Origin of the sequence: Flavobacterium sp., from assembly GCF_025352015.1 — a bacterium.
In the GTDB taxonomy this organism is placed as follows: domain Bacteria; phylum Bacteroidota; class Bacteroidia; order Flavobacteriales; family Flavobacteriaceae; genus Flavobacterium.
This window is the reverse complement of sequence record NZ_JANXUG010000010.1, coordinates 58,008-77,286: the sequence shown is the minus strand read 5'-3', so window position 1 is coordinate 77,286 and position 19,279 is coordinate 58,008. Positions and strand designations below refer to the sequence as shown.

15 protein-coding genes are annotated in these 19,279 nt (G+C 34.8%); 9 read left to right on the top strand and 6 right to left on the bottom strand.

The window, feature by feature from the left end:
- The coding region (locus tag Q0Q96_RS01100; RefSeq protein WP_366068732.1) for a DHH family phosphoesterase at positions 1-425 on the bottom strand (425 nt) is incomplete at its 3' end.
- A gap of 139 nt (positions 426-564) precedes the next feature.
- On the opposite strand from Q0Q96_RS01100, the gene ade reads away from it, so the two are divergent.
- Complete coding sequence (gene ade, locus Q0Q96_RS01095) at positions 565-2,187, top strand: adenine deaminase (RefSeq protein ID WP_293870622.1); 1,623 nt, start codon at positions 565-567, stop codon at positions 2,185-2,187.
- A 28-nt stretch (positions 2,188-2,215) separates the two neighbouring features.
- Here the strand turns inward: ade and Q0Q96_RS01090 are convergent, their stop codons facing one another.
- Genes Q0Q96_RS01090 through Q0Q96_RS01080 form a run of 3 tightly spaced genes read right to left on the bottom strand, consistent with a single transcriptional unit; the run spans position 2,216 to position 4,674 of the window.
- Positions 2,216-3,055, bottom strand: coding sequence for a DUF4886 domain-containing protein (locus Q0Q96_RS01090; RefSeq protein ID WP_293870620.1), 840 nt, complete (start codon positions 3,053-3,055; stop codon positions 2,216-2,218).
- A 14-nt stretch (positions 3,056-3,069) separates the two neighbouring features.
- Positions 3,070-3,762, bottom strand: a complete 693-nt coding sequence (gene rsmI / locus Q0Q96_RS01085) for a 16S rRNA (cytidine(1402)-2'-O)-methyltransferase (RefSeq protein WP_293870618.1) — start codon at positions 3,760-3,762, stop codon at positions 3,070-3,072.
- Positions 3,763-4,674 carry a hypothetical protein gene (locus tag Q0Q96_RS01080; protein WP_293870615.1) on the bottom strand — a complete coding sequence of 304 codons (912 nt, stop codon included), beginning with the start codon at positions 4,672-4,674 and terminating at the stop codon, positions 3,763-3,765.
- Positions 4,675-4,862: 188 nt separating this feature from the next.
- Between Q0Q96_RS01080 and Q0Q96_RS01075 the strand changes: the two genes are divergently transcribed.
- The 7 genes from Q0Q96_RS01075 (at position 4,863) to Q0Q96_RS01045 (ending at position 12,841) form a co-directional block, all read left to right on the top strand.
- Positions 4,863-5,483, top strand: coding sequence for a thymidine kinase (locus Q0Q96_RS01075; RefSeq protein WP_293870612.1), 621 nt, complete (start codon positions 4,863-4,865; stop codon positions 5,481-5,483).
- An 11-nt stretch (positions 5,484-5,494) separates the two neighbouring features.
- Positions 5,495-7,939, top strand: a complete 2,445-nt coding sequence (locus tag Q0Q96_RS01070; protein ID WP_293870609.1) for a bifunctional UDP-N-acetylmuramoyl-tripeptide:D-alanyl-D-alanine ligase/alanine racemase — start codon at positions 5,495-5,497, stop codon at positions 7,937-7,939.
- Between the two features lie 71 nt (positions 7,940-8,010).
- A complete protein-coding gene (gene mscL, locus Q0Q96_RS01065) occupies positions 8,011-8,427 on the top strand; it encodes a large conductance mechanosensitive channel protein MscL (protein WP_293870606.1) in 417 nt (138 codons plus the stop codon).
- A 186-nt stretch (positions 8,428-8,613) separates the two neighbouring features.
- Positions 8,614-9,603: an aspartate-semialdehyde dehydrogenase gene (locus tag Q0Q96_RS01060; protein WP_293870604.1), complete on the top strand. Its 990-nt coding sequence runs from the start codon at positions 8,614-8,616 to the stop codon at positions 9,601-9,603.
- Positions 9,604-9,716: 113 nt separating this feature from the next.
- Positions 9,717-10,070: a hypothetical protein gene (locus tag Q0Q96_RS01055; protein ID WP_293870601.1), complete on the top strand. Its 354-nt coding sequence runs from the start codon at positions 9,717-9,719 to the stop codon at positions 10,068-10,070.
- Positions 10,071-10,128: 58 nt separating this feature from the next.
- A complete protein-coding gene (locus tag Q0Q96_RS01050) occupies positions 10,129-12,336 on the top strand; it encodes a TonB-dependent receptor (RefSeq protein WP_293870598.1) in 2,208 nt (735 codons plus the stop codon).
- Positions 12,337-12,460: 124 nt separating this feature from the next.
- Complete coding sequence (locus Q0Q96_RS01045) at positions 12,461-12,841, top strand: DoxX protein (RefSeq protein WP_293870596.1); 381 nt, start codon at positions 12,461-12,463, stop codon at positions 12,839-12,841.
- Positions 12,842-12,897: 56 nt separating this feature from the next.
- Here Q0Q96_RS01045 and mtgA read toward each other — a convergent pair whose 3' ends face one another.
- Together mtgA and Q0Q96_RS01035 are read right to left on the bottom strand one after the other, a co-directional pair.
- Positions 12,898-13,578 (bottom strand): monofunctional biosynthetic peptidoglycan transglycosylase, encoded by a 681-nt coding sequence (mtgA, locus tag Q0Q96_RS01040; RefSeq protein ID WP_293870593.1) that lies wholly within the window; start codon positions 13,576-13,578, stop codon positions 12,898-12,900.
- Positions 13,579-13,581: 3 nt separating this feature from the next.
- Positions 13,582-14,697: an FAD-dependent oxidoreductase gene (locus Q0Q96_RS01035; RefSeq protein WP_293870590.1), complete on the bottom strand. Its 1,116-nt coding sequence runs from the start codon at positions 14,695-14,697 to the stop codon at positions 13,582-13,584.
- Between the two features lie 215 nt (positions 14,698-14,912).
- On the opposite strand from Q0Q96_RS01035, the gene Q0Q96_RS01030 reads away from it, so the two are divergent.
- Complete coding sequence (locus Q0Q96_RS01030) at positions 14,913-19,091, top strand: reprolysin-like metallopeptidase (RefSeq protein ID WP_293870587.1); 4,179 nt, start codon at positions 14,913-14,915, stop codon at positions 19,089-19,091.
- Positions 19,092-19,279 lie beyond the last annotated feature (188 nt).

Sequence of the window (19,279 nt, the reverse complement as noted above, 5' to 3'; positions counted from 1 at the left end):
CAATCCAAAGCAATAATTAGCGAAAATCCGTTGTCATCGGCAAAGTCAATTCCTTTGAATGAAATACCGTAACCTTCATCATAACGATCCGGAATGTAAGTGGCAACATTAGAATAATAACTTTTCAAATAACTGGACATTAGTGAAACTGCTGTGGTTCCATCGACATCGTAATCGCCAAAAACTAAAATATTTTCTCCGTTGGCAATCGCTTTTTCAATTCGGTAAACCGCTTTGTCCATGTCTTTCATCAAATAGGGATCGTGCAAATCATCCAAACTTGGTCGAAAAAATTCACGCGCTTGTTTAAAGGTTTCTATGCCTCGTTGAACCAAAAGTGTAGCAATTAATTCGCTAACATTGAGTTCAGAAGCTATTGCATTTATTTTTTCTTGGGAAGGTTTTGATTTTATTGTCCAGCGCATTTTAAAGTACGATTTACGAAGTTAGCAGTACGAAAATAAGAATTTAAAAGTAAGAAAAATAATTTCAACAAACCAACAAATGCTTTTAAAGAAACTGATTTAATATTCACTATTTTTGAGCTTTAAAATTTAGTTAAAAATGCAAATTCAAGGACAAATTGTAGATATTGAAAACAGGAAAATATATTCTGGAGAAATTACCATCGAAAACGGTAAAATTAGTTCCATAATTGAGAAAAAACATGAAGTAAAAAATTATATTCTTCCTGGGTTTATTGATGCCCACATCCATATCGAAAGTTCAATGTTAGTACCATCAGAATTTGCCAAAATTGCCGTGTTGCACGGTACGGTTGGAACTATTTCTGACCCTCACGAAATTGCAAATGTTCTGGGAACAGCTGGTGTACATTTCATGATTGACAACGGAAAAAAAGTGTCTTTTAAATTTCATTTTGGTGCGCCATCATGCGTTCCTGCAACTTTTTTTGAAACAGCTGGAGCCGTAATTGATTCCAATCAAATCGCAGCATTAATGGCGTCGCCCGATATTTATTATCTATCAGAAATGATGAATTATCCTGGCGTTTTGTTTGATGATGACGAAGTCTTAAAAAAAATTGCTTGGGCAAAACATTACAATAAACCAGTTGATGGTCACGCGCCAGGCTTGCGGGGAGCGCCCATCGAAAAATATATTGCTGCCGGAATTTCTACCGACCATGAATGTTTTACGTATGACGAAGCCGCAGAAAAATTATCTCTCGGCATGAAAGTGCTCATTCGCGAAGGAAGTGCCGCCAAGAACTTTGAAGCTTTGATAGATTTGCTTCCTGAAAATTATCAAAATATGATGTTTTGTTCTGACGATAAACATCCCGACGATTTGATTGTGGGACATATCAATTTGCTTTGCGCACAAGCCGTAGCTAAAGGTTTTGATGTTTTCAAAGTTTTACAAATGGCGTGCATAAATCCTGTGAAACATTATAAAATGGATGTTGGTTTGTTACAAAAAAATGATGCAGCCGATTTTATTGTAGTAGAAGATTTATCCGATTTTAAAGTCCTGAAAACGTATATTAATGGAGAATTGGTTGCCAAAAACGGAAAATCGTTTATAAAACATGTCGAATTTGATAAGCCAAATAATTTCAATACTTCGCCCAAAGTTTTGAGTGATTTTGAGGTTCAAAGTTCAGCAAAAACCATCCGCGTCATTGAAGCTTTGGAAGGACAGTTGATTACTAATGAAATTCATCACAGTTCTTTATTGGTAAACGAAAAATTAGTTTCCAATACAAAAGACGATATTTTAAAAATGGCAGTTGTCAATCGTTATGAAAACACGCCACCAGCGATTGCTTTTATCAAAAACTTTGGATTGAAAAGTGGTGCAATTGCAAGTTCAGTCGCACACGATTGCCATAATATTGTTGCGGTTGGAACTACAGATGAAGAAATCTGCAAAGCAGTTAATATCCTGATTGAAAATAAAGGTGGAATCTGCGTTGTAAATGGTTCTGAAAATAAATCGTTAGTACTTCCCGTTGCTGGAATAATGAGTGATAAAGATGGTTGGGACACCGGAAAATTATACCAAGAAATTGATGCGATGTCTAAACAATTAGGAAGCAATTTAAAGGCTCCATTTATGACGCTTTCGTTTATGGCGTTATTGGTAATTCCCGATTTAAAATTGTCAGACAAAGGATTGTTTAGTGGGAATAGTTTTTCGTTTGTGGATTTGGAAGTGGAATAAGATTTACTCTGATTGCTTTTTTAAAATTTTAGCTGTTTTGGGATTTAGTTTCCCAAAAAAAAATAAGTTTGGATGCTTTTTCTCCAGTCAAAAGATTATAAAAAACACATGCATTAAGAAAAGATCCTGCTTCAGAAGGATGACAATCATCATCATACAATTCAATTTCAGGATATTTCTTTCTCACATTATAATGTTTTTGACAATGATTTGTTAACGTTAAATCGTCTTGCTTTTTAATTCCATCAAAACATTCACTTAATATTTTTACATCTTGTTCCAAATTAAGCCTTTCTGGTGAGCAAAATTTATCTTCTTCGTTAACTTCTTCGCCCATAAAATATTTCGTTTCATCGAAGTATGCTTTTGCTATACATTCTTTTTTTCTTGGATATTTGCCTTTAGAAGTCCAAGTATTGAACATAATAAATTTACAATCTTTATTATTCACGAGTCCTTCTATTTTTTTTACTGTAGGCCCTGTAACTTCCTTAACGGCATCAGGGAAGTAATGATTTCCCGAACCTTCTTGTAATATGATAATATCCCATTTTTTTGAAGCTATTTTTTTTTCTGTTTCTGTAATTTCACCTATTTCTTTTGTTCTAGTATAAAGAGTATCTCCGCTTTTTTTAATAATCATATGTGTTAAATGACCTTGCAAAGTCATTCCATCAAATGTAGATTGTTCAACATTGAAATTATAATGTTTTTCATTCAACATAGATTGAAGTGTAGTAGGCATATCGTGAAAATATGTCAAGCTGTTGCCTATAAATAAAACATTGGTTTTTTCCTGATTGAGAATAGATTTTGATTTGCACCCAAAAAATAAAACCACACAAATTATTGCCAGTATTTTTTTCATTCATCAAATTTATCTTACTTCTTGTCTCTTGTCTCTAAAATTTTTCCTCCAACTACAGCTACAATTTCTCCTTTTGGTGGTTTGGCTTCGAAATGTTTTAGTACTTCCTCTGCTGTTCCTCGTATGGTTTCTTCATGTAGTTTAGATAATTCTCTGGAAACCGAAATTGGTCTTTCGGCACCAAAATACTGGACAAATTCCGCTAAAGTTTTTAGTAGTTTATGAGGCGAAACATAGAAAATCATGGTTCGATTTTCTTCGGTCAATGCTAAATATCTGGTTTGTCTTCCTTTTTTTTCGGGCAAAAATCCTTCGAAGATAAATTTATCATTGGGCAAACCGCTATTCACCAAAGCCGGAACAAAAGCCGTAGCGCCTGGCAAACAATCGACTTCAATATTATTTTCGACACACGCTCGGGTCAACAGAAATCCGGGGTCAGAAATGGCAGGTGTTCCAGCATCGCTAATCAATGCAATAGTTTCACCAGACTGCAAACGCTTAATCAAATTCTCAACAGTTTTGTGTTCGTTATGCATGTGATGGCTGTGCATGTGCGTGTCAATATCGTAATGTTTTAAAAGTTTTCCGCTTGTTCGAGTATCTTCGGCCAAAATCAAATCGGCTTCTTTCAAAACTCTAATCGCTCTGAAAGTCATGTCTTCAAGATTGCCTATTGGCGTTGGAACTATAAAAAGTTTGGACATTTACACGAATTTCTTTTCCACAATTGCCATAAAGCGTTCAATGTAATCTTCCTCCCCAACCCAATAATTGTAATCTGGAATTACCATCTCATTGATAAAATCTTTGGCTTCTTCAAAAGTATCAAAAGTGTTCAATTGTGAAATTACACGATTAAAATCTTCATTACTGTCTTTAAAAAGATGTTGCACAAAGCCAATTCGGTCGTTCAATCCAATGGCGATTGATTTTGAATGCGCATCATTTATAGCAGTTGTTTTTGGCGCTTCAAATTTAGTTTGCTCCGCCTGTTTGCCGGAGCTCGTGTCTGATTCAAATAAAGACACTTCATTTGGTTTTACAAAAATAGGATCTACATAATTTTCTCCCAACAAATCATGCAACGCCACATGTTTTGTATTTGGTTTTATTTCGGTTTCAATTTGCTTTATCGATTCGCTATTTTTTTGGTCAGCAGGTTCAGCTTCTACGGCATCAATTTCTAATTCAAAGCTTGGTTTAAACAGTGGCTTTTCATCATCTTTTGGCTCTGATTCTTGCGCCGTTTCTTTAGTTTTTTCAGAAACAATTGTTGGTTCATCTATTGCTTCTTCTGAAACTTTTTCCAATGATGATTCGATGACACTTTCTGGCTTGTCAAGTACTTTAACACTTGCTTCTTCAACTGGTTTGGTAATTGGCTCATCTTTATTTAAGATTTGATTTTCAAAATGTTGTTCTAATTTTTCTTCTAAAACAACTTCGGAAACATCTGATTTTACCGATTCGAAATTATCTTGATAAAATTTTAAAACAGCCAGCGTTTCATATAATTTTTGCGTTTCCTTGTACAACTGATCAACTTCTGATTTGTTTTTCAATTTTAAAATTCGGTGCGCAATGCTAATTAATTCAGATTCTAATCTTTTTTTCATTTTATTTTGAAATTGCTAGTGTTTTAGTTAATTGTCTTCCAATCCATTTATTTAATCACGGGAAGAAGTTGCCTTAAATAAAAATTTTCTACATTTGAATCGACGTAAAAATAGGGAAAATTTATGTCGGTTTGTTTCCGTGACAAAGTAATAAAAACTATTCATTTTAAGCGCAAGAAAAATACAAAATGTTTCTCGAAAATACAGTAAATCATAAAGAACAATTTGGCTGGATTGAAGTCATCTGCGGTTCGATGTTTTCGGGAAAAACCGAAGAGCTTATCAGACGATTAAAAAGAGCGCAATTTGCCAAACAAAAAGTTGAGATTTTTAAACCTGCCATCGACACGCGTTATGATCACGAAATGGTCGTGTCGCACAACAAAAATGAAATCCGTTCCAGCCCGGTTCCATCAGCAGCTACTATCCGAATTTTAGCGCAAGGTTGCGATGTAGTTGGTATTGATGAAGCCCAATTTTTTGATGATGAGATTGTTTCGGTTTGCAATGATTTAGCGAATGCTGGTATCAGAGTTATCATAGCAGGATTGGACATGGATTTTAAAGGCAATCCATTTGGACCAATGCCAGCCTTAATGGCAACTGCGGAATATGTTACTAAGGTGCACGCCGTGTGCACAAGAACAGGAAACTTGGCGCATTACAGTTTCAGAAAAAATGACAATGACAAACTCGTCATGCTTGGCGAAACCGAAGAATACGAACCCTTGAGCCGTGCTGCTTATTACAACGCCATGCGCGAAAATATGGAAGTAAAAGACGCAAAACATTTATCAATAGAAGAATAATTTCATAAAACTTGACACAAACTATCCGAAATATTATTCCCATCATCAAAGCCATTTGGGTTGGCAAAAATGATGTGGCAATAATAGACGGGATTTCAATCGATAGTCGCTCGTTACAAAATGACGAAAACACACTGTTTTTTTGTCTAAAAGGACCAAATCATGATGGTCATGAATTTATAGAAGAGCTAATTTTTAAAGGAGTTCAGTATTTTGTAGTAACACATATTCCTCAATCATTTGAAGAGAATGCTAATTTTTTGGTTGTAGAAAACACACTTGATGCTTTACAAAAATTTGCCAAATATTACCGCAGTTTGTTTGAATTTCCTATTATTGGCATTACCGGAAGCAACGGAAAAACGATTATCAAAGAATGGTTAAATTTTTTGTTAAGCCCTGATTTTAATATCATCCGAAGCCCAAAAAGTTATAACTCACAAGTTGGTGTACCACTTTCTGTTTTGGGTATCAACGAAAAACACAATCTGGGCATTTTTGAAGCAGGAATTTCCACCACAAATGAGATGGAAAAACTGCAAAAAATCATTCAACCTACTATTGGAATTTTAACAAATATAGGTTCAGCGCATGATGAAGGATTTTCGAGCGTAGGTGAAAAAATTAAAGAAAAACTAAAGCTCTTTTCCTCCGTAAACGTCTTAATTCTAAACAAGAATAAAACTATTATTGCTTTTGTAAATCCGAAAATAAAAACCTTCAGTTGGTGTTCAGATGATAAAAGTGCTGATGTTTTTATCACCAAAAAAAATAGTGAAGAACTAACCGAATTACAAGTTACTTATAGAGAAGATACGTTTCCTATTATCATTCCGTTTCAGGACCAGGCATCAGTAGAAAATGCGATTCAGTGCATGATGGTGATGCTCTATTTTGGTTACAACCAAAAAGCAATTCAAACAAGAATGGCGCAATTGTATCCCGTAGAAATGCGGTTGAAAGTAAAAACCGGGATTTATAATTGCACCCTTATTGATGATAGTTATAGTTCTGATTTTCAATCGTTGAAAATAGCTTTAGACTTTCTTGAAAATCAAAAACAGCACAAAAAGAAAACACTAATTCTATCTGATATTTTCCAAAGCGGTTTGAGTAATGATACGCTCTATTCGCAAGTGTCCCAATTGATTATTTCGAATAAAATTACCCGCGTGATTGGCATTGGCGAAACTATTTCGTTATACAAAAACAAATTTATCAATTGCATTACTTTTAAAGATGTTGCTGCATTTACCAATGCTTTTGACAATTTAAACTTTGAAAACGAAACCATTTTAATAAAAGGCGCACGTGATTTTCATTTTGAAGAAATCGTTTCGATGCTCGAGGAAAAAACGCATGAAACAGTTCTCGAAATCAACCTCAACTCGATTAGTTATAACCTGAATTTTTATAAATCGAAGCTGAAACCAAAAACCAAAATGATGGTAATGGTCAAAGCTTTTGGATACGGCAATGGTGGTTTTGAAATTGCCAAATTACTCGAACATCACAAAGTTGATTATCTTGGTGTGGCTTTCGCCGATGAGGGAATTTCGTTAAAAAATGCTGGAATTAATGTTCCGATTATGGTATTAAATCCAGAATCGACGAGTTTTGCTGCTATTATTCAGCATCAGCTGGAACCCGAAATTTATTCCATCAAAGGATTGAAAGCATTCTTAAAAATTGCCGAACAAAAAAAACTAAAAAAGTTTCCAATTCATATCAAAATAGATACAGGAATGCATCGTCTTGGTTTTGAAGAAGAAAATATATCCGATTTAATACAGGTTCTAAAATCAAATGAAACCGTCCAAATCAAAAGCATTTTATCACACATGGCAACGAGCGACGATTTGAAACACGATACCTTTTCCAAATTACAAATTTCCTTATTTGAAAAGTTGTCCTCCAGAATAATGACAGAACTAAACGTAAAACCAATTCTTCATACTTTAAATACATCTGGAATTACAAATTACCCAGAAGCACAATACGACATGGTTCGGTTAGGCATAGGTTTATATGGAATTTCAAATGATTTAGAAGAGCAAAAAGAACTGGAAATAGTGGGCACTTTAAAATCGGTTATTTCTCAAATCAGAACAATTGACAAAGACGAAAGCGTAGGGTATGGCAGACGATTTATAGCTACAGAAACCACAAAAATTGCCACAATTCCTATTGGTTACGCTGATGGAATTCGACGAAGTTGGGGACAAGGTGTTGGATATGTAATGATTAATGGCAAACCCGCCAAAATAATAGGAAGTATTTGCATGGATATGTTGATGGTAAATGTCACCTCTATAGATTGTAAGGAAGGTAATACAGTTGTTATTTTTGGAGAAAATCCAACGGTAAATTTTATAGCAAAACAACTGAACACTATTCCTTACGAAATTCTGACCAGCATTTCACAACGGGTTAAAAGAGTATTTTTTAGAGAATAATCAAAAAAAAAATTGAAATGTTAAAAAAAAAATTAATTTTACTTTAACTAACCAATAAAACAAAAATAATTATGGGATTTTTTAGTGATTTTAAAGCCTCTTTAATGAAAGGCGATGTGTTAAGTTTAGCAACAGCGGTGGTAATCGGTGGTGCTTTCGGAAAAATTGTAGGATCGGCTGTGGATGATATTATCATGCCACTTGTTGGTTTAATTACTGGAGGAATTGATTTTGCCTCAAAATTCATTTCTTTAAACGGTCAAACTTATGAAAATTTAGCCGCGGCAAAAGCTGCTAAAGCAAGTGTGATGACGTATGGTAATTTTGTTCAAGCGGTGATTAATTTTATTATTATTGCGCTGTTTATTTTCATTATTTTACGTGCTGCAGAAAATGCGAAAAAGAAAGAAGTAGCTGCGACTGTTGCTCCAGCGGGACCAAGTCAGGAAGAGTTACTAACTCAAATCAGAGATTTACTGAAAAAATAACACCGCTACATTATTTATTCTAATTTATCCTGAACTAGTTTCAGGACTAAACCGCTTCTTGATTGAAGCGGTTTTTCTTTATTAAAACTTCAACAGGCTAAATTCGTTACTGAATATGCAAAATTTTCATTTTGCAAACTATTTTCTAATTACTTTTGTTTTTCAAAAATTATAAATCGATAAAATATGAAAGTTGCCGTTGTTGGCGCAACCGGAATGGTTGGCGAAGTAATGCTTAAAATATTATCTGAAAGAAATTTTCCGGTAACCGAATTAATTCCCGTTGCTTCCGAAAAATCAGTGGGAAAGGAAATTGAATTCAAAGGAAAAAAATATAAAGTTGTTGGTCTTCAAACTGCAGTTGACATGAAAGCTGATATTGCTTTATTTTCGGCTGGTGGCGAAACTTCTTTAGCTTGGGCTCCAAAATTTGCTGCAGCTGGTACTACTGTCATTGATAATTCTTCGGCATGGCGAATGGATCCAACCAAAAAATTAATCGTTCCCGAAATCAACGCATCTGAATTAACCAAAGAAGATAAAATCATCGCTAATCCAAACTGTTCGACCATTCAAATGGTAATGGTTTTAGCGCCATTGCATAAAAAATACAACATCAAACGTGTGATTGTTTCTACTTACCAATCCATTACCGGAACTGGCGTGAAAGCTGTAAAGCAATTGGAAAATGAATACGCTGGTGTTCAAGGCGATATGGCGTATAAATACCAAATTCACCGCAATGCAATTCCACAATGCGACAGTTTTGAAGACAATGGTTACACTAAAGAAGAGATGAAATTAGTTCGCGAAACCCAAAAAATTATTGGAGACAAATCGATTGCAGTTACTGCAACTGCTATCCGAATTCCAGTAGTTGGTGGGCATAGTGAAGCCGTGAATGTAGAGTTTTGGAATGATTTTGAGGTGAATGAAGTGCGCAACATTTTGCATCATACTGATGGCGTAACTGTTCAAGATAATAACGATACTTACACGTATCCAATGCCGTTGTACGCACAAGGAAAAGACGATGTATTTGTGGGTAGAATTCGTCGTGACGAAAGCCAGCCAAATTCACTAAACATGTGGATTGTTTCAGATAATTTGCGCAAAGGTGCTGCAACCAACACAATTCAAATTGCTGAATATTTAGTGAAACATAATTTAGTGTAGTCGATTATCGAATTTGCGCAAAAGACATTTTTAGGTAATCGTTTGGTTTATCAAATCACAAAATTTGTTAAATTATATAGCTTTTATTTCAGGTTATCCTATACTTGCCGCTGATGAAAAACAAAATTTGCATAATAAGTTTATCGTTCACTGTGATGGTGATGGGAGCTATTTTGCTGCAGTCCTTCCACTCTTTTCATCACTTGGAAGAATTTATTACCGAAAAACATTGCCATCATAAATACGCTTTAAACGAAACCGAAATCACTCATCACCATCATGATTTTGATCATTGTTTCGTTTGCGAATTCGCGCACGGCAATTACACTCCTACACATTTTTACACTTTTGATTTCAGAAAAACAGAGGTTACTTATTCGTACACATTTTGTTATTCTAAAGAAATAACACAATCTTTTAGAGGATCACTATTTTCGCTTCGGGCACCGCCAATAGTTATTGTTTAATCGGTTTAGCCAAAATCATTGGCACTAAAAATCATTTACAATAATTAAAATCAAAAACATGAAAATTTTTTATGTAACCTTATTGTTAGGGTTCTCTCTATTTGTGTCAGCACAAAACAAAATCGTTGGAGCTGTTTCTAACAAAGACAATAAACCATTACCGAATGTTATCGTCTCTATTCCGGAAATCCATAAAGAAACCATTTCTGATAATGACGGAAACTATACTTTACAAAATTTACCCGATGGTACTTTTAAGATCATGTACTCTTCTGCTGGTTATGGCACTCAAATACTTTCTATTTCATTATCTGAAAAAGAAACCACTCAAAATATAATTTTAGAAGACAATATTATCCACATGGATGAAGTGATTGTTTCTACAGCTTTCAACAAATTACAATCGCAAAACGTGATGAAAGTAGAACACGAAAGTGTTAAGTCTTTACAACAAAAAGGAGCCGCAACATTGATTGAAGGTTTGGCAACTATTCCGGGTGTTTCCCAAGTTTCAACAGGGACTTCTATTGGGAAACCTGTTATTCGTGGCTTAAGCGGCAATCGTGTTTTGGTGTATTCGCAAGGTGTGCGGTTAGAAAATCAACAATTTGGAGAAGAACATGGTTTGGGTTTAAACGATGCCGGAGTTGAAAGTGTAGAAGTCATCAAAGGTCCAGCTTCCTTGCTTTATGGTTCAGATGCGCTTGGTGGCGTGTTATATTTCAATCCTGAAAAATTTGCTAATCCGAAAGAATTTAAAGCCGATTTTAGTCAACGTGTGTTTTCGAATACTTTGGGAAGCAATACATCATTGGGTTTAAAAACTTCAACCGAAAATTGGAAATTTTTAGCTCGTGGAAGTTTCAATATTCATGCAGATTATCAAGTTCCTAGTGGTGATAGAGTAACCAATTCACGTTATAATGAAACCGATTTGAAAGGCGGAATTGGTTACAGCAATTCGAGTTTTTCGAGTGTGCTGCGCTACAATTTCAATAAGTTGGATTTAGGAATTCCTGAAAACGGTATAGGAGAACAATCTAACAGCCATTCCACTGCGTTCCCTAAACAAGCTGTTTACAATCATATTTTGAGCCTTCATAATAACTTCTATTTCAAGAACTCAAAACTCGATGCTGATTTGGGTTATATTTTTAACGACCGGGGTGAGTTTGCAACTACTGATTTGGCAAATTTGCACATGAAATTACGAACGATAAACTATGATTTGAAATATTATTTGCCAAAACTTGGAAAAGTAGAAACCATTGTTGGCTTGCAAGGAATGCATCAAACAAATACTAATTCTGGTGTAGAATTATTAATTCCAGATGCTACAACGAATGATTTTGGAGTTTTTGGAACTGCCAATTATGAATTCGGAAAAAATGTTTTGCAAGCCGGACTTCGTTTTGATAACCGAAAAGTCTCAAGCAAAACTCACGGAATTGTTAGTCAGGAAGGTTATTTTGAGGCGGTTGATAAAAATTTTGACAGTTTCAATGCGTCGTTGGGTTATAAAACAAATTTAGCCGATGATTTAACACTTCGTTTAAATGTTGCTTCAGGTTTCCGTGCTCCAAATTTAGCCGAATTAACCTCGAATGGTGTACATGAAGGAAGTAATCGTTATGAAATAGGAAATGCTTACCTAAAAAATGAACAAAATTTACAAACCGATTTGAACATCGAGTTTAAAAGCTCTCATTTTGAAATCTTCGCTAACGGTTTTTATAATCACATTAACAACTATATTTTCATTGCTCCAAATGGGAACATTATTACGGGCAACAATGTGTTTGATTACGTTCAGGCTAACGCCAAATTATTTGGTGGTGAAGCTGGAATTCATTTTCATCCACATCCTTTTGATTGGTTGCATTTTACGAGTAGTTTTGAAACGGTTATTGGCAAAAAAGATGACGGAAGTAATCTACCTTTAATTCCAGCCAATAAATGGAACAATACTTTTAAAGGTGAATTCAATATGAAAAACTGGTGGAAAGAAGGTTTTGCAACTTTGAATATTGAAAGCACATTTGCACAAAACAACAACAGCGAATTCGAAACTAGAACTAACGATTACACATTGTTAAATTTAGGTTTAGGTGGAAAAATCATTTTCAATAAAACTATTTTCAACTTTAATTTAAATGCTAATAATGTATTTGATAAAACGTATGTGTCGCATTTATCTAGATTAAAATCTGATGAGATTCCAAATATTGGAAGAAATGTAGTTTTAGGGATAATTTTTAATCTATAAGTATCAAAGCTGTTAATAATTTTTGTAATTGTTTATAAATATGGTAAAGTTTTAAGCATTAAAGTATTTTTTATATAATTAATTAATGTTATTTTTACCACATTATTAATTAAAATAGATATGTATGAATTCAATGTTTACTAGAATAGTTAGAGTTTCACTAGGCATAGCACTTGTTGTGTTTGGCGCGAACATGATTTTTCATTTTATTCCCATGGATTTACCTGACATTAATACCAAAGCTGGAAAATTCATGAATTCACTTGGCGCAACTGGTTATATTTTTCCTGTGGTAGGAGCTTTAGAAGTGTTAATTGGCATCCTATTAATACTAAAAAAATGGGTCGCTTTTGCTTTAACAATATTGGCGCCCATATCTATCAATATTTTATTATTTCACCTGTTTTTAGATATTCCCGGATTGTCAATTGCGCTTGTGATTGTTATATTTAATACAATTTTAATACTTAAACATTGGACTCAATACAAACCTTTGTTTTACTAAAAGGTCTTCAACATAATTTAAAAAGCTGTTCAGTTAATTAAAACTAAACAGCTTTTTTAGTATTCAATTTTTCTTATATAACTCATTGCTCTCATTATTTCATCCTTTCTACTATTAATATAAGTTGAAGAATTTGAGGCTTTGAATTTTCTAGGATTGGGTAAAATGGCAGCAATTCCTGCTGCTTCTTTTATATTCAAATCGATAGCTTTTTTGGTATACCAATGTCGTGCTGCTTCTTGAGCACCATACACACCATTGCCCATTTCTATGCTATTCAAATAGACTTCCATGATGCGTTTTTTGCCCCAAATGAGTTCTATTAAAACAGTAAAATAAACTTCTAATCCTTTTCGAACATAACTTCTACCTTGCCACAAAAAAACATTTTTTGCGGTTTGTTGAGAGATGGTACTGCCGCCTTTGAGCTTTTTCCCTTTAGTATTATTTTTAAAGGCTTTTTTTATTGCCATAAAATCAAAGCCACTGTGCTTTAAAAAGTTTCCGTCTTCGCTGGCAATTACTGCTTTTTGAAGATTTGGAGATATTTCTTCTAACGGAACCCAGTGGTGACTATAAATAGCCACATCGCCATCAATCTTAAACTCAATAATCCTTGTTATCATTAAGGGTGTAACCGGAATAGGAACCCATTTGAATATAATGACCGACAAAATGGAAAGTCCGAAGAACCAAAGCAGGGCTTTCCAAAACCAACCTGAAATTTTTTTTATCATATTTTATTTTACCAAATCTGCTAATTCTTGACCAATTAAACTCCCAATTGCAACTCCCATTCCACCCAATCGCACACCACAATAAACATGTTCTGATAGTTGCTCAACAATAGGATTTTTTGTGGCACCTAAACCCATAATTCCGCTCCAGCGATGGGCAATTTTAAATTCGGTATTAGGTAAAATTACTTCTTTTAATAATTTTTCCAAACGATTTTGAATTATTTCAGTTTCACCAAATTTAGTGGTCGTTTCTTCTTCAAAGGCTAAATTTCTTCCGCCACCCAATAAAATTCTGTCGTCAATATTTCGGAAATAATTATACCCTTTGTCAAGATGAAAAGTTCCTTTGATGTTAAGATTAGGAATCGGTTCGGTAATCAAAACCTGTGCTCTTGCTGGTTTTACTTGATTACTGGTCAATTTCCCCGCAAAACCATTAATAGCAAATAATACTTTTTTGGAAGAAAAACTAAAATTCGACAGCGATACAGCTACACAATCTCTTTTTTCATAATATGACATCACTTCAATGTGATTTAAAATTAAAATATCGCTGCTAATAGCTTTTTTCAACAATGCATTCATCATTTTTCCGGTATCAATTTGGGCTTCAAATGGATTAAAAATTAAAGATTCTTGTATGCCTTGAAAAGCAAAATTATTTGTTCTTTTTGCAAAAACATCGTTGCTGAAAAGTGGTTTCAGTAAGTCATTTATAAACGGAAGTTTTTGTAAACAGTCATTATAAGTGTGTTTTTCATCTTTTAAAAATAATTCATAACCGCCATAAGGCTTAAAATCAATTGCTTGATCGCCTAAATTTTTCCGTAACAATTGCAATCCGTTCCAACGTTTTTGAATGAGCTGCATTACTTCCTCTTCGCTATGGGTTTTCAAATCATCTAAAATTTCAGATAGACTTCCAAAACAAGCAAAACCAGCATTCTTGGTACTAGCACCTTGAGGTAAAATTCCCATTTCTAGAATCAAAATTTTACTTTTTGGAAACCGTTCTCTTAATGATAATGCACAATGAAGCCCCACAATTCCACTTCCGACAATAGTGAAATCAATATTTGTAAACCAATTTTTAAGTTCCCAATAACTTAAATTCATTTGTTTTTTTTCTAAAAATACTTTTTTCTAATACATTGAAAGCAAAAATTTTCAAATTTATAATTTTCGTACGAAAAATAATAATTTTTTAGGCATAGTTCAACAGTCAAGCCTTTAGATGATTGATTTGTTAATAGTTTTATTAAAAATTTAAATGATTTGTTAATAATAATTTTAATTTTGATGCTTAAATTTTAATTTAACCAAACATGTTTATGAAATTCAAATTACTCATTGTTACGCTGTTAGTTGCACTAAATGTTACTTTTGCCCAAAACAAAAATACAGTATGGAGTGCCATTACAAAAAAAAGTAATATGGTTGCGCTTGACTCCAGAATGCAACTTCCAGAAAAAAGACTTTTCGACTTAAACATATCAAGTTTAAAGAATAGCCTAATCTATGCTCCTGCAAGAACGACAACCACAAAAAATGCAGCAATCATAATAGCTATTCCAAATGCTGAAGGTGTTTTGGAGAAATTTAGTGTTTATGAAAGTTCGAATATGGATCCTGCGTTAGCAGCTCGCTATCCTGAAATCAAATCGTATATTGGGATTGGGATTGAGAACCCAACAGCAACAGCCTATTTTAGTGTGTCCCCTTTAGGATTCAAATCAATGGTAATTTATGCTGACAGTTCGGCGGTTTTTATTGAGCCTATTTCACAGGATTTAACTACCTATACCGTTTATAAAAAATCAGACAAAGCGGCTTCTTTAAATAAATTTGAATGTACGGTAGTTGCAACAGCTCAAAATCAAATAGCTACTACTAGTACCGCAAGACCAAATGCTGATGATGGAACGTTAAGGACTTTTCGTTTAGCAATGTCATGTACTGGTGAATATACCGTATATTTTGGAGGAACAAAAGCTTTGGCTTTGGCTGCTATTAATAACTCTTTAACTCGTGTGAATGGCGTATTTGAAAAAGATTTTGGGGCACACATGAATTTAATTGCAAATACCGATGCTGTAATTTACACCGATCCCAATACCGATCCTTATGCGGCAGCAGCTAATATGTCGCAATGGAATGCGCAACTACAATCTACTTTAACCTCTGTAATTGGGGAAGCTAATTACGATATCGGACATTTATTTGGCGCTACAGGTGGTGGCGGAAATGCAGGTTGTATTGGATGTGTATGTGTAAACGGACAAAAAGGAAGCGGTATTACGTCGCCAGCAGATGGAATTCCGTCGGGAGACAATTTTGATATTGATTATGTAGCCCACGAAATGGGGCATCAATTTGGTGGAAATCATACATTTACTTTTAGTAATGAAGGAACTATTGCTCAAGTAGAACCTGGTAGTGCAACGACCATCATGGGATATGCAGGAATTACCGGTGCCACTGATGTTCAAGCGCATTCAGATCCCTTTTTTCATGCGGTAAGTATTCAACAAGTTACCAATTATATCAAAACTACTACTTGTCAAACCAATACACCTACAGGGAATGCTGTACCAACTTCTAATGCTGGTTTAGATTATACTATACCAAAAGGAACAGCTTTTATGCTTACAGGAACAGCTACTGATGCTAATGGCGATGCGCTAACTTATGACTGGGAACAAATGGACGTTGGTACAACCACAACAACTTATCCTAGTGTTACCGCTACAACAGGACCAGCTTTTAAATCATTTCCAACATCAACAGCTCCAGTTCGTTATTTTCCTCAAATGTCAACGGTTTTAACCGGTGCAACTTCTTGGAAATGGGAAGCAGTTCCAAATGTAGCTAGAACTTTAAACTTTAGATTAACGATTCGTGATAATCATGTTGGAGGTCCAGCCAATAATAGTGATGATATGATTGTAACGGTGAATGCTACTGCAGGTCCATTTTCGGTTACGTCACCAAATACAGCCGTGTCGTATGCTGGAGGTTCATCTCAAACTATAACCTGGAATGTTTCAGGAACAACTGCCAATAATGTAAATTGTCCAAATGTAGATATCTTATTATCTACCGATGGCGGAATTACTTGGACAACTATAGTAGCAGCAACACCTAATGATGGAACACAAGCTGTAACCTTACCAAATACTCCAAGCAACGCTTGTAGAATAATGGTTAAAGGATCAAATCATATTTTCTTTGATGTTTCTAATACCAACTTTACTATTACAGCAGGTTCCACAGACACAGTTGCACCAACAGCACCAACATTAACAGCTTCTGGAACTACGCAAACAACAACCAATCTATCTTGGAGCGGAGCAACCGATAACGTTGCCGTAACAGGATATGACATATACAAAGATAGTTTGTTAATAGGCTCAACAACAACAGCTACCACTTATACTGTTTCAGGTTTAACAAATTCTACAACATATATATTTACTGTGAAAGCTAAAGATGCTGCAGGAAATGTTTCTGTAGCAAGTAATGCTTTAAGTGTAACAACTCTAGCTCCGGTTCCTGATACAACTGCACCTTCAGCACCTACCTTATCTGCATCGGGAACCACTTTAACCACTACAAACTTATCTTGGACAGGCGCTACAGATAATGTTGGCGTAACTGGATATGATGTATATAAAGACAGCGTATTATTGGGCTCTACAACAACAGCTACCTCTTTTGCCGTAACAGGTTTAACGGCATCAACTACATATGCATTCACGGTAAAAGCCAAAGACGCTGCCGGAAATATATCTGTAGCCAGTAATACTGCTACTGTAACAACTTTAACTCCAGACACAACTGCGCCAACGCCACCTACTTTAAGCGCATCAGGAACTACTTCAAGTGCTACTAATTTATCTTGGTCAGGTGCCACAGATAATGTTGGCGTTACCTCGTATGATGTGTATCAAAATAGCGTTTTTAAATCTAATGTAACCGCGACCTCATTGACTATATCTGGATTAACAGCTTCAACAACATATACTTTTTATGTTATTGCAAAAGATGCAGCAGGTAATTCTTCAACTGCAAGCAATAGTGTTAGTGTAACAACTTTGGCTGCATCTGTTACTTATTGCACTTCGCTGGGTTCTGTAACCACCGATGAAAAAATTGGAAAAGTTGTTTTTGGGACGATTAACAATCCATCAACAGGAACAGCAGGTTACGAAGATTTCACTGCACTTTCTACAAATGTTACGGCTGGGACTTCAAATACAATTACCATCACTCCAGCTTGGACAAGCACAGTATATCCTGAAGGTTATGCAGTATTTATAGATTACAATAAAAATGGTGTTTTTACTGATGCAGGCGAAACTGTTTTTACCAAAGCAGCTTCAACCACCACGCCAATTTTAGGAACATTTACCATTCCAGTATCGGCTACTTTAGGTGCTGCTAGAATGCGCGTTTCATTGAAATACAACGGAATACCAACTTCTTGCGAAACATTCTCTTATGGTCAAGTGGAAGATTACACTATAAACATCCAAGCAGGAATTCCCGACACAGTTGCTCCAACTGCAGCAACTTTAAGTGCCTCTGGAACTACTTCTACAACTACTAATTTATCATGGACAGGAGCCACAGACAATGTTGGAGTTACGTCTTATGATGTTTATCAAAATGGAGTTTTTAAAACCAATGTTACTACTACAACTTTAGCCGTAACGGGTTTAACAGCATCTACCACTTACACTTTTTATGTGATTGCAAAAGATGCTTCAGGAAATGTTTCCCCTTCCAGCAACACCGTTAGTGTAACAACTCCTGTTACTACTATTACATATTGTACATCAAAATCTAGTATTACTACCGATGAAAAAATTGGTAAAGTTGTTTTTGGAACTATCAATAACCCGTCAACCGGAACTGCTGGTTATGAAAACTTTACAGCTATTTCGACAAATGCAGTACAAGGAACAGCCTACTCAATAACCATAACTCCAGCATGGACTAGCACAGTATATCCCGAAGGTTATGCGGTATTTATTGACTATAATGGGAACGGCGTGTTTACTGATGCAGGCGAAACAGTATTTACCAAAACTGCTTCTACTACAACACCTGTTACAGGAACATTTACTATACCAGCCACAGCTACTTTAGGCACCACCAGAATGAGGGTTTCTCTAAAATATAATGGTGTTCCTACTTCATGCGAATCATTTACATATGGTCAAGTAGAAGATTATACTGTAAACATTACCTCTGCAGCAAGAGGAGATGTTAGTTCATCAATAGTTTCGTTCAACTTATTTCCAAATCCTGTAAAAGGTGATATTTTAAATATTTCAAATCTTGAACAACCATCAACTTATAAAATTTTCAACATGATGGGACAAGAATTAGGAAACGGAAAAATAGAAAGCGAATCTATATACGTGGGTGCTTTAAAAACAGGAACGTTCTTAATCGAAATCTCAAACGGAACGTCAAGCACAACAAAACGTTTTATAAAAGAGTAGTTTTTAATAAAAACCAAAAAGCCATACTGAAAAGTGTGGCTTTTTTTTATATTTAATATTAGGAGGAGCATTGCCAGTGATAATGAGGTTTGCAAACTTTAGTTTGCTAATGTTTCCTATATTTTTATACAAATCACACTTTGCACCATCTTTTTTTATAGATTTATTTTGCTACTTTTAGCCTTTTA

Bases quoted from the DNA above. Each gene is read 5' to 3' on its own strand.
- Q0Q96_RS01090 (WP_293870620.1), bottom strand. From the start codon at position 3,055: ATGAAAAAAATACTGGCAATAATTTGTGTGGTTTTATTTTTTGGGTGC.
- Q0Q96_RS01045 (WP_293870596.1), top strand. From the start codon at position 12,461: ATGAATTCAATGTTTACTAGAATAGTTAGAGTTTCACTAGGCATAGCA.
- Q0Q96_RS01030 (WP_293870587.1), top strand. From the start codon at position 14,913: ATGAAATTCAAATTACTCATTGTTACGCTGTTAGTTGCACTAAATGTT.
- Q0Q96_RS01060 (WP_293870604.1), top strand. From the start codon at position 8,614: ATGAAAGTTGCCGTTGTTGGCGCAACCGGAATGGTTGGCGAAGTAATG.
- Q0Q96_RS01080 (WP_293870615.1), bottom strand. From the start codon at position 4,674: ATGAAAAAAAGATTAGAATCTGAATTAATTAGCATTGCGCACCGAATT.
- Q0Q96_RS01055 (WP_293870601.1), top strand. From the start codon at position 9,717: ATGAAAAACAAAATTTGCATAATAAGTTTATCGTTCACTGTGATGGTG.
- Q0Q96_RS01075 (WP_293870612.1), top strand. From the start codon at position 4,863: ATGTTTCTCGAAAATACAGTAAATCATAAAGAACAATTTGGCTGGATT.
- Q0Q96_RS01035 (WP_293870590.1), bottom strand. From the start codon at position 14,697: ATGAATTTAAGTTATTGGGAACTTAAAAATTGGTTTACAAATATTGAT.
- Q0Q96_RS01050 (WP_293870598.1), top strand. From the start codon at position 10,129: ATGAAAATTTTTTATGTAACCTTATTGTTAGGGTTCTCTCTATTTGTG.
- mscL (WP_293870606.1), top strand. From the start codon at position 8,011: ATGGGATTTTTTAGTGATTTTAAAGCCTCTTTAATGAAAGGCGATGTG.
- rsmI (WP_293870618.1), bottom strand. From the start codon at position 3,762: ATGTCCAAACTTTTTATAGTTCCAACGCCAATAGGCAATCTTGAAGAC.
- ade (WP_293870622.1), top strand. From the start codon at position 565: ATGCAAATTCAAGGACAAATTGTAGATATTGAAAACAGGAAAATATAT.
- mtgA (WP_293870593.1), bottom strand. From the start codon at position 13,578: ATGATAAAAAAAATTTCAGGTTGGTTTTGGAAAGCCCTGCTTTGGTTC.